An 11,108-nucleotide genomic window follows, 5' to 3' on the forward strand; every position below is an offset into this window, starting at 1 on the left:
CGACAACGCCAACAACGGCGTGTTCGCCTACTCGCCCGCCACCGGCGCGACCTACTCGGTCAACACCCCCGGCGTGGTCACCACCGGCTACAACAACCGCCGCTCCGACGAGTTCGTCGTCGTGCGCGCCGGCCTGAACTACAAGTTCGGCTCGTACTAAGCCGACCCCACGCGATCCCGCCCGGCCGACCCCGGCCCGCGCGGGACCTGCCGAGAACAGCACAGAGCCCGGCCGCCACGCGGCCGGGCTCTTCCTCGTGAGCGCCCATGTCCGAAGGCGTACACATTCTCGGCGGGTCGATGCATCCGGGACGGCAAAGTTTGCGTTGAACCCCTGACAAAGGCCGGCGGCACCCCCATCTGTGACCCGCCTGAGCGGGTCGATACCCCGCCGGCTTGCCCCAGGAGGACAACTCCATGAACAGCGAAGAACGCGACGTCATCGGCGGCATTTTCCAGCGCCTGGAGCAGGCTTCGAGCCAGCCCCGCGACGCGGAAGCCGAGCGCTTCATTGCCGAGAAAATCCGGGCCCAGCCCTACGCGCCCTACGCGATGGCGCAGCTCATCTACGTGCAGGAAGAGGCGATCAAGAGCCTGAACGAGCAGCTCGAGCAGCTGCGCCGCTCCGGCCAGCAGCAACAGCCCCAGGGCGGCGGCGGCTTCCTGTCGAGCATCTTCGGCGGCGGGTCCTCCCGCCAGCCCGAGCCGCCGCGTCAGGGCGGAGCCTGGGGCAACCAGGGCGGCCAGCCCGGATACGGGCAGCCGCAGCCCGGTTACGGGCAGCAGCCGGGTTACGGCGGACCGCAGCAGGGTGGTCCCTGGGCCGGCCAGCAGGCGGCACCGGCGCGTGGCGGCGGCTTCATGGCGACCGCCCTGCCGATGGCGGCGGGTGCCGCGGGCGGCATGCTCCTCGGCAGCGCTCTCTCGAACGCCTTCGCGGGCGGCCATTCGCAGCTCGGCAGCGCCGCGGCCGCGGGCCTCGGTGGCACGCCGGGCGCGGATGCGGCGGGCTTTGGAGGAAACAACGATCTCGGCGCGGCCCTCGGTGGCGGCAACGACGGCTTCCAGGACGCGTCGTTCGCGGATGACGCCGGCGGCGATTTCGGCGGTGACCTCGGCGGCGGCGGCGACGACGACTGGGTTTGATCCGAGACCGGGCCGGCACCTGAAGCGGGGTGCCGGCCCTTCCTTTAAATCGCGTACCTCAGAGCACTTCGACGCGCGTGCCGACCGGCGTGCGCTCGTACAGATCGATGACGTCCTCGTTCATCATCCGGATGCAGCCCGACGACACGTTCTGGCCGATCGTGTGCGGCTCGTTCGTGCCGTGGATCCGGTAGAGCGACGAGCCGAGATACAAGGCGCGGGCGCCGAGGGGATTGGTGGGTCCGCCCGCCATGTGCCGCGGCAGGTCCGGCCGGCGCCTGATCATTTCGGCCGGCGGCGTCCAGTCCGGCCATTCCCGCTTCTGACTGATCGTCTTCAGGCCCGACCAGGCGAAACCGGGCCGGCCGACGCCGATGCCGTAGCGGATCGCCTGGCGGCCGGGCTGTACCAGGTAGAGGTACTTGGCAGGCGTATCGACGACGATCGTTCCGGGCCGCTGCGGGCCGTCATAGGCCACCACCTGCCGGGCAAACCGGGCGTCGGGTGCGCGCGCGATCGACTCGACGGCTGGCTCGATCGCGCGGTCCGGCGGCAGGGCCGCGAGCCGCACGGGCGCCTGGGCCGGCACGTAGTCCACGCGGGGTCCGGGTGCCTCGGGGACGCGTTCGCCGGAGTGCAAGACGCGCGGACTACCGGGGCCGCCGTAGCCGTAGGCAGAGGCATGACGCGGCAGCACGCCGTCGTCACTGAGCGCGGCGCGCACGGGTCGCGGCGAGACGGACCCGCGCTGGTCGCTCATCAGGAACTCGATGAACCCGCCGCCATAGGCGCCTGCACGTTCCGCGCCCGATGTCTGGGCCTGCGCGCCCTGCGCCGCGAGCCCCGCCACCAGGCAGGCCGCAGCCACACATTCCTTGAACCGCATCACCGTCACGCTCCGCAACCGCTCCCGCCCCGCGAGGGGACGGCACGCGGACAGGATTGGGCGCGCTGGCGAGCACACGGTGAAGGAACGTGGTGAATCGTCCCTTTCGGGGCCACGGACGAACACCTGCGCGAAATCAGCGTGAACGTCCGGTAAAGGTTGCCGGAGCGTTGCCACGTTCAAGAAATGGCAATCTGTTCGGTTCACTTTCATCCGGCTTCCCTCCTGCCGGCTGATCGCGACCGATGACCATGAAACGTTACCGCATCGAGGACAGCCTCGGGCTCGCGCTCCCGGCCGGACAGGCCGCGCCGGCCGCCTCCGCCGATGCGGTGAACCTCAGCAACAAGCGCCTCGACGAGATTCTCTCGGCGATCCAGGATCTGCGGAAGGTGACGCAGACGAGCACCGTCGAGACCATCGAGGCCTGCCGACGCGAGCTGAACGAAGCCTTCGCCATGCGTTCCGAACTCGACGTGATGAAGGACGCGATCACGCGCACCAAGCAGGAGATTGCGACCCTCTATCGGTCCGAGAACACCGGCAAAGGCATGCGCCGGGTCGCCGGCGAACTCGACGCCGTCGTCGATTCCACCGAGCGCGCCACCAGCACCATCCTGGGGGCCATCGAGGAGATCGAGACCAACGCCAGCATGCTGCGGGCCATGAGCACAAGCATGGCGGGACGCGAGAACATCGATGCGATCCTCGATCGCGTCGTGGTCGCCTTCGAGGCCTGCAACTTCCAGGATCTCACCGGCCAGCGCATCAACAAGATCGTCGGCGTCCTGAAGTTCATCGAGGAGCATCTCGACCGGATGATCGACGCCTGGGGCGGACTCGACAACTTCAGCGACCTCCTCGGGACCGCGCCCGGCCGGATCGACATCGACGACGAGACCTCGCTCCTCAACGGGCCACGGCTCGCCGACGACATCGGCCATGTCGACCAGGGCGACATCGACGCGCTGTTCGACTGAACGGGGCGGGCCGCCGGCATCCGGCCGCCCCTTCCCTCCCCGAGACGCGAGGCTTAAGTCAGCCGCATGAGCCGCGCCCCCTCGAAAGACCGCTCCGCGAAGGATCTGCCCCCGGACGGTTTCGACGACCAGGACGGGTTCCGGGAGGACGCCGCCGAGGAGGCGCAGGACCACGCCCAGGCCGACGACGCCCCCGAAATCGACTTCGATTTCGAGGAAGGCGCCGTCAAGGCCGGCACGGAGGTGATCCGGCGATTCTGGACCACCCTGCCGACCTCGCCGGGCGTCTACCGGATGTTCGACGACAAGGGCGACGTGCTCTACGTCGGCAAGGCCAAGAACCTGAAGGCCCGGGTCGGCTACTATGCGCGGGGTCAGGCGCATTCCAACCGCATCGCCCGCATGATCTCGCAGACGGCGGCGATGGAGTTCGTCACCACCGCCACCGAAACCGAGGCGCTGCTCCTCGAGGCCAACCTCATCAAGCAGTTGAAGCCGCGCTTCAACGTGTTGATGCGGGACGACAAGTCGTTCCCCTACATCCTCGTCACGGCGGATTCGGAAGCGCCGCAGATCGTCAAGCATCGCGGCGCCCGCCGCCGCAAGGGCAGCTATTACGGCCCCTTCGCCAGCGTCTGGGCGGTGAACAGAACCGTGAACGCCCTCCAGCGCGCGTTCCTGCTGCGCACCTGCACCGACAGCTACTACGAGAACCGGACCCGGCCCTGCCTGCTCTACCAGATCAAGCGTTGTGCCGGCCCGTGCACCGGCGAGATCGCCCTGCCCGAGTACCAGGGCCTCGCCGACAACGCCAAGGCGTTCCTCGCCGGCAAGTCGAACGCCGTGAAGGACCGCATGCGGGAGGAGATGCAGGCGGCCTCCGAGACCATGGAGTTCGAGCGGGCCGCGCGCTTCCGCGACCGCATCGCCGCGCTCTCGGCGATCCAGGGCACGCAAGGGGTGAACACCCAAGGCGTCGAGGAGGCGGACGTCTTCGCCCTCGACGAACAGGCCGGCCAGTTCTGCATCGAGGTGTTCTTCTTCCGCAACTTCCAGAACTGGGGCAACCGCGCCTATTTCCCGAAGGCCGACCGCACCATGACGCCGGACGAGGTGCTGGCCTCCTTCATCGGACAGTTCTACGACGACAAGCCGGCCCCGCGCATCGTTCTCGTCTCACACGCGATCGAGGATGCCGAGCTCCTGGCGGCCGCTCTCTCGACCCGCACGGATTACCGGGTCGACATCCATCAGCCGCAGCGCGGCGAGCGCAAGAACCTCGTCGAGTACGCCCAACGCAATGCCAAGGAGGCGCTCGGCCGGCGCCTCGCCGACACCGCTTCGCAGGGCAAGCTCCTCACCGCCCTGGGGCAATCGTTCGGGTTGCCGGCGGCGCCCCGCCGTATCGAGGTCTACGACAACTCGCACATCATGGGCACGAACGCCGTCGGCGGCATGATTGTCGCCGGACCGACGGGCTTCGCCAAGCAGCATTACCGCACCTTCAACATCAAGTCGGAGGAGCTGACCCCGGGCGACGATTACGGGATGATGCGCGAGGTGCTGCAGCGCCGCTTCAAGCGGCTGGTCAAGGAGAACCCGCGCACCGCGCGGGAGGCCGCGATCGCCGCGAGCGACGGCGGCGTGTCGGAGACCGTGGCCGAGGCGGCCCCGGAGAGCGACACCCTGCCGGTCTGGCCAGACCTCGTGCTCATCGACGGCGGCAAGGGCCAGCTCGATGCGGCGCGGACCGCCCTGGAGGAAATCGGCGTCACCGACGTCTCCCTGGTGGGAATCGCCAAGGGGCGCGACCGCGACGCGGGCCGCGAGACCTTCTTCGTCCCCGGCCGCCCACCCTTCAAGCTGCCGCCCCGCGACCCGACCCTCTACTTCGTCCAGCGCCTGCGCGACGAGGCGCACCGCTTCGCCATCGGCACGCACCGCGCCAAGCGCAAGCGCGAGATGGTGAAGAACCCATTGGACGAGATCGCCGGCATCGGCCCGAGCCGGAAGCGCGCCCTGCTTCACCATTTCGGAACCGTGAAGGCGATCCAGCGCGCCGCCTTCGAGGATCTGGCGAAGGCGCCGGGTGTGAATGCCGCCACTGCCCGAGCCGTCTATGACTTCTTCCATACGCAGACCTGAGGACGACACCCCGTCCGCGCGGTTGACCCCCACCCCCGCACATGGTTTCACGCCTTCGATGAATCCCGTCCTCACCCGACGCCGCTCGCCCGCCTGGACGTTGGCGAACTGCCTGACCTACGGGCGCCTCGTGGCGGTCCCGGTGGTGGTCGCCCTGCTCTATTGGCCGACCGAGCCCGGGGCGCGCTTCGGGGCGCTGGGCGTGTACATCCTGGCGGCCATCACGGACTACCTCGACGGCTACGTGGCGCGGACCTACGACCAGAGTTCGGCGCTCGGGCGCATGCTCGATCCGATCGCCGACAAGTTGCTGGTGGCCGCCTGCCTGCTGATGCTGGCGGCCGACAACACCATCCATGGCTGGACGCTGTGGGCCGCCATCGTGATCCTGTGCCGGGAGATCCTGGTCTCGGGCCTGCGGGAGTATCTGGCCGAACTGAAGGTCGGTGTGCCCGTGAGCAAGGTCGCCAAGTGGAAGACCACGGTGCAGCTCGTCGCGATCGGCTTCCTGGTGGCGGGCCCGGCCGGCGAGTCGATCCTGCCCGGCACCGTCTGGACCGGCGCGGTGCTGCTGTGGCTCGCCGCCGCCCTGACGCTCTACACCGGCTGGGACTACATGCGGGCGGGCATCAAGCACGTCATCGACGATCCGCGCTGAAGGGCAGCATTTCCATGAAGCTCGTCTATTTTGCCTGGGTGCGTGAGCGCGTCGGCAAGGCCGAGGAAACCGTCGACCTGCCCGCCGGCCTCGTCACGGTGGCGGATCTGGTGGCGTGGCTGCGGGAACGCGGCGAGGAATACGCCTACGCCTTCGAAACCACCGGCCTCGTGCGGGTCGCCATCGACCGCGTCCACGCCAAGCCGGAAGCGCCCATCGCGGGCGCTTCCGAGATCGCCTTCTTCCCGCCGATGACCGGCGGCTGAGGCGTCACGGCTTCGACAGGGCCGCGGTGAAGGCCGAGACGTTGTTGCGCATCATCGCCACGTAGTTCGGAGCCGGTCCCTCCGGTCCGGACAGGGCGTCCGAGAAGACCTTGCCGCCGATCGCGGCCCCGCTCTCGCGGGCGATCTGCTGCATCAGGCGCGGATCGGCGATGTTCTCGAGAAACACGGCCGGGACCTTCTCCTGGCGGATCTGGCGGATGATCCGGGCGACGTCGCGGGGGCTCGCCTCGCTGTCGGTCGAGACACCCTGGGGGGCGATGAACTTCAGACCGTAGGCCGCCGTGAAGTAGCCGAAGGCGTCGTGCGTGGTGATCACCCGGCGCTGGGCGCTCGGGATGGCGGCGATCGCCGCGCGCACCTGCGCGTCGAGCCCGTCGAGGGTTGCGAGATAGGACTTCGCGTTGTCGGCATAGGTACCCGCGTGCTCCGGATCGACCCGTGCGAGGGCGTCCCGGATGTTGGCGACGTAGCGCTTGACGTTGGCGACGTTCTGCCAGGCATGGGGATCGTCGTGGTGGCCATGGGCATGCGCATGGCCGTGGTCGTCGTCGCTGGCTTCGATCGGCTTGATGCCGGCCGAGGCGACGACGACCGGGGCCCGGGTGCCCGAGGCCTTGATCAGGCGGTCGATCCAGCCTTCGAGCCCCAGCCCGTTCACGACGACGATCCGCGCCTCGGCGAGGGTACGGGCATCGCTGGGCGCCGGCGTGTAGCCGTGCGCATCGGCGTTCGGCTGGACCAGGGTGGTGACGGCGACCCGGTCGCCGCCGACCTGCGCCACGAGGTCCCCGAGGATCGAGAACGTCGCCACGGCCTTCAGCTGGGACGCATCGGCGTGGGCGTGTCCGCCGCAACCGAGGAGGAGCAGGGCGAGAAGCAGGATGCGCGGGAATGGGCGCCAGGACGACATCGACGGATCCTTGTGACGGGTCCGCCAGCCAATACTGTAACATTATCACATTTCCAAGCCGTTCGGCTTTCGCTTGATCTGCCGCGTGCGGGGACGCAAACACCCCGCAGCATCGCGGCGCACGGCCTCACGCAGACGGAAAGAGCGGATCAGCATGGCGCGACGGGCGCTTCCCAAGGTCGACATCCTGCCCCTCCTGACGCGGGTCTGGCGGATCTGGCTCCGCCCCCACCGGGCGACGCTGGCGGTGGTGCTGGTACTCATCGCCATCGTGGGGGCGGCCACGGGCCTCTATCCGACGCTCATCAAGCTCGCCTTCGACGCCTTCGACAAGAAGGACCTGGCGGCCCTCGCCTACGCGCCGATCATCGTCATCGCCATCACGTCGATCCGTGGCTTCGCGCTGTTCGGTCAGACGGTGCTGACCAACCGGGTCGTCACCCGCGTCGAGGCCGACATGCAGGCCGCCCTCTATGGGCACCTCATCGACTCCGATCTGGCGCAGCTCGGCCGTGAGAGCCCGGCGGCGTTCACGCAGCGCTTCACCACGGATTTCGCCTTCATCAAGGAGGCCCTGACCCGCATTTCCACGGTGCTCCTGCGCGACATCGCAATGCTGATCGCTCTGGTGGCGGCGCTCCTGTGGATGGACCCGGTCCTCACCCTCGTGGCCGGCGTGGTGGTGCCCTTCGTCGCGGGCCCGATCGGCCGGGTCGGCAAGAAGCTGCGCCGGGTCTCGACCAGTACGCAGGAGCGCATGGGCCTGACAGCCAGCCTCATCACCGAGAGCCTGCAGGGCGCGCGCATCGCCAAGACCTACGCCCTCGAAGGCTACCTGAAGGGCCGGGCCGAGGGCGCCTTCGAAGAGGTACGCCGCCTCAAGATGAAGGCTGCCAATGCCCGCGGACGCCTCGACCCGCTCCTCGAGATCGGCGGCGGCTTCGCGGTGGCGGCCGTGCTGGCCCTCGTCGGCCAGCGGGTAACCTCGGGCGACCGGACGGTGGGGGATTTTACCGGCTACGTCACGGCGCTCCTTCTCGCTTCGCAGCCGATCCGCACCCTCGGCTCCCTCAACGCCATCCTGCAGGAGGCCGGTGCCGCCCTGCAACGCTACTTCGCCCTGATGGACGAGGCACCCCAGATCCGCGAACACGCCGAGGCACGCCCCCTCCGGATGGCGGGCGGCGAGATCCGCTTCACGGATGTCCGATTCCGCTACCGCGCCGATGCGCCGGCCCTGGAGGGCATCGACCTGACCGTCCCGGCGGGGGCGACGGTCGCGCTGGTCGGCCGCTCCGGGTCGGGGAAATCGTCCCTCCTGAACCTCGTGCCGCGCCTCTACGACGTCACCGAAGGCACGGTCAGCATCGACGGTCAAGACATCCGGTCCGTCACCCTCGGCTCCCTGCGGGCCGCCGTGGCGGTGGTCTCACAGGACATCGTGCTGTTCGACGACACGATCGCGGCGAATATCGGCTTCGGGCGTCCGGGCGCCAGCCGCGCGGAGATCGAGGCGGCGGCCGAAGCGGCGGCGGCGCACGGCTTCATCAGCCGCCTGCCGGAGGGCTACGATTTCGCCGTCGGCCCCTCGGGAGGGCGCCTGTCGGGGGGCGAGCGCCAGCGCATCTCGCTCGCCCGCGCCTTTCTCAAGGACGCGCCGATCCTCCTCCTCGACGAGGCGACGAGCGCCCTCGATTCCGAATCCGAGCGCCTCGTCCAGTCCGCCCTCCTGCGTCTGATGGCGGGGCGCACCACGCTGGTGATCGCGCATCGCCTCTCCACGGTCCGCAACGCCGACCGCATCGTCGTCATGGAGGCGGGCCGGATCGTCGAGAGCGGAACCCACGAGACCTTGCTCGCCTCCGGCGAGGCCTATGCGCGGCTCCACCGGATGCAGCTATCCGGGGATTCCGATGACGCTGACCCTCCGCCTCCGGCGACGGAGGCCGGGCTCGCGCGTTGAGCGGTCCAAAGTCGAGCCGGGGTGTTTCCATGCAGGCAGAGCCGTTCGGTCGGACCAGGGCGGGTGAGGCCGTCACCGCTCACACCCTGACGCGGGGCGTCGTGCGTGTGGAGATCCTCGATTACGGCGGGATCGTCCGGCGCATAGAGGTTCCGGACCGGACCGGCTACCGCGCCAACATCGTCCTCGGCGCCCGGGATCTCGCCGGCTACGAGGCGAGCGACGCCCATTTCGGCGCCCTCGTCGGGCGCTACGCCAACCGCATCGCGGGGGGGCGCTTCCGCCTCGACGGCCGGGATCATCGCCTGCCGGCGAACGAGGGGCGCAACACCATGCATGGCGGCCCGGAAGGGTTCGACCGGCGGGTCTGGCGGGTGGAGCGCGCCGAGGCGCACCGCCTCACCCTCGCCTACCGATCACCCGACGGCGACCAGGGTTTTCCGGGCAATCTCGACGTGACGGTTACCTACAGCCTGGAGGCGGACGATACACTCGCCATCGATTACGCCGCCGTCACGGACCGGCCGACGATCCTCAGCCTTACCAACCACAGCTATTTCAACCTCGCGGGCGAAGGCGCGGGTGATGTCCTCGGCCACCGCGTCTCCATCGCGGCGGACTCCGTTCTCGAGACCGACGCCGAGCAGATCCCGACCGGTACCTTCCTGTCCGTCGCCGGAACGCCGTTCGACTTCCGTACGCCCACGACCCTCGGCGCGCGCATCCGGGAGGCGCACCCGCAACTCGCCCTGGCGCACGGATACGATCATACCTACGTCGTCGGGGGCGACGGCACCCTGCGGGTCGTGGCCGAGGCCGTCGATCCTTCGAGCGGGCGCCGCCTCGCCGTGGCGACCACCCAGCCCGGGCTTCAGCTCTACACCGCCAACATGCTCGACGGGACGGTGACGGGAACGGGCGGCGGCCTCTACCGGGCGGGCGACGGAGTCTGCTTCGAGGCGCAGGGGTTCCCGGATGCGCCGAACCACCCGAACTTCCCCAGCACCGTGCTGCGGCCGGACGAGCAGTTCCGCGCGACCACGACCTATCGCTTCACGGTTGATCGATGAGGCTCGGCGCATGACCCTCCTCGTCTACGCCGCCGCGGCCCTCGCGGAGATCGGCGGCTGCTTCGCGTTCTGGGCCTGGGCCCGCCTCGGGCGCTCGGCCCTGTGGCTCCTGCCCGGGATTGCTGCACTGATCCTGTTCGCGGCCCTGCTCACCCGGGTCGAGAGCGAAGCGGCGGGCCGGGCCTATGCGGCCTATGGCGGCCTCTACATCGCCGCGTCGCTACTCTGGCTCTGGCTGGTGGAGCACCACCGGCCCGATCGATGGGACATCTGCGGGGCCGCGATCTGCCTCGTCGGAGCCGCCGTCATCCTGTTCGGCCCCCGCGGATAGGCTCTACCCCTGGTGCGGGTCCGCCTCGATCAGGATCTCGCGCTTGCCGGCATGGTTGGCCGGGCCGACGATGCCCTCGATCTCCATCTTCTCCATCAGCGAGGCGGCGCGGTTGTAGCCGATCTGGAGGCGGCGCTGGATATAGGAGGTGGACGCCTTCTTGTCCCGCAGCACCACCTGCACCGCTTGATCGTAGAGGTCTCCACCGGCCTCGCCGAAGCTGCCCTGATCGAAGACCGCGCCGTCCACCTCGATCTCATCGCCCTTAGACCCCGACGCACCGTCCTCGTCGGCGGTGACGGCCTCGAGGTAGGAGGGCCGGCCCTGGCGCTTGAGGTGGGCGACCACGCTCTCGACCTCCGAATCCGAGCAGAACGGCCCGTGCACGCGGGTGGTGCGCCCGCCGCCGGCCATGAACAGCATGTCGCCCTGGCCCAGCAGCTGCTCGGCGCCCATCTCGCCGAGAATCGTGCGGCTGTCGATCTTCGACGTGACCTGGAAGCTGATCCGGGTCGGAAAGTTCGCCTTGATCGTGCCGGTGATCACGTCGACCGAGGGGCGCTGGGTCGCCATGATCAGGTGGATGCCGGCCGCGCGCGCCATCTGCGCCAGCCGCTGGATCGCGCCCTCGATGTCCTTGCCCGCCACCATCATCAGGTCGGCCATCTCGTCGACCACGATCACGATGTAGGGCAGCGCCGAGAGGTCCATCTCCTCCGTCTCGTAGACGGC

The 11,108-nt window shown here is 69.2% G+C and carries 11 protein-coding genes; 8 read left to right on the forward strand and 3 right to left on the reverse strand.

The features are described from left to right. Window positions 1–417: 417 nt before the first annotated feature. A complete protein-coding gene (locus tag MKK58_RS22575) occupies window positions 418–1,146 on the forward strand; it encodes a DUF2076 domain-containing protein (protein WP_243915036.1) in 729 nt (242 codons plus the stop codon). A 58-nt stretch (window positions 1,147–1,204) separates the two neighbouring features. Here the strand turns inward: MKK58_RS22575 and MKK58_RS22580 are convergent, their stop codons facing one another. Then, complete coding sequence (locus tag MKK58_RS22580) at window positions 1,205–2,032, reverse strand: L,D-transpeptidase (protein ID WP_243915045.1); 828 nt, start codon at window positions 2,030–2,032, stop codon at window positions 1,205–1,207. Window positions 2,033–2,277: 245 nt separating this feature from the next. On the opposite strand from MKK58_RS22580, the gene MKK58_RS22585 reads away from it, so the two are divergent. From MKK58_RS22585 to moaD, 4 genes are all read left to right on the forward strand, one after another. After that, on the forward strand, window positions 2,278–3,012 hold the full coding sequence (locus MKK58_RS22585) for a protein phosphatase CheZ (RefSeq protein ID WP_243915038.1): 735 nt from the start codon (window positions 2,278–2,280) through the stop codon (window positions 3,010–3,012). Between the two features lie 66 nt (window positions 3,013–3,078). Next, window positions 3,079–5,157 (forward strand): excinuclease ABC subunit UvrC, encoded by a 2,079-nt coding sequence (gene uvrC / locus MKK58_RS22590; RefSeq protein WP_243915039.1) that lies wholly within the window; start codon window positions 3,079–3,081, stop codon window positions 5,155–5,157. Window positions 5,158–5,215: 58 nt separating this feature from the next. Further along, complete coding sequence (pgsA, locus tag MKK58_RS22595; protein WP_238281780.1) at window positions 5,216–5,815, forward strand: CDP-diacylglycerol--glycerol-3-phosphate 3-phosphatidyltransferase; 600 nt, start codon at window positions 5,216–5,218, stop codon at window positions 5,813–5,815. A gap of 14 nt (window positions 5,816–5,829) precedes the next feature. Then, window positions 5,830–6,081: a molybdopterin converting factor subunit 1 gene (gene moaD / locus MKK58_RS22600; protein ID WP_243915040.1), complete on the forward strand. Its 252-nt coding sequence runs from the start codon at window positions 5,830–5,832 to the stop codon at window positions 6,079–6,081. A gap of 4 nt (window positions 6,082–6,085) precedes the next feature. Here the strand turns inward: moaD and MKK58_RS22605 are convergent, their stop codons facing one another. Beyond that, window positions 6,086–7,012, reverse strand: a complete 927-nt coding sequence (locus MKK58_RS22605) for a metal ABC transporter substrate-binding protein (protein WP_243915041.1) — start codon at window positions 7,010–7,012, stop codon at window positions 6,086–6,088. Between the two features lie 154 nt (window positions 7,013–7,166). Between MKK58_RS22605 and MKK58_RS22610 the strand changes: the two genes are divergently transcribed. From MKK58_RS22610 to MKK58_RS22620, 3 genes are read left to right on the forward strand one after another with little or no spacing between them, the layout of a single operon-like run. Next, window positions 7,167–8,975 (forward strand): ABC transporter ATP-binding protein, encoded by a 1,809-nt coding sequence (locus MKK58_RS22610; RefSeq protein ID WP_243915042.1) that lies wholly within the window; start codon window positions 7,167–7,169, stop codon window positions 8,973–8,975. A 29-nt stretch (window positions 8,976–9,004) separates the two neighbouring features. Continuing rightward, window positions 9,005–10,045, forward strand: a complete 1,041-nt coding sequence (locus MKK58_RS22615; protein WP_243915043.1) for an aldose epimerase family protein — start codon at window positions 9,005–9,007, stop codon at window positions 10,043–10,045. Window positions 10,046–10,055: 10 nt separating this feature from the next. Further along, window positions 10,056–10,376, forward strand: coding sequence for a YnfA family protein (locus tag MKK58_RS22620; protein ID WP_243915044.1), 321 nt, complete (start codon window positions 10,056–10,058; stop codon window positions 10,374–10,376). A 3-nt stretch (window positions 10,377–10,379) separates the two neighbouring features. On the opposite strand, the gene MKK58_RS22625 is transcribed toward MKK58_RS22620, so the two are convergent. Beyond that, the coding region (locus tag MKK58_RS22625; protein ID WP_279578520.1) for a DNA translocase FtsK at window positions 10,380–11,108 on the reverse strand (729 nt) is incomplete at its 5' end.

The sequence above is a fragment of the Methylobacterium sp. J-078 genome (assembly GCF_022829285.1).
Lineage (GTDB): Bacteria > Pseudomonadota > Alphaproteobacteria > Rhizobiales > Beijerinckiaceae > Methylobacterium.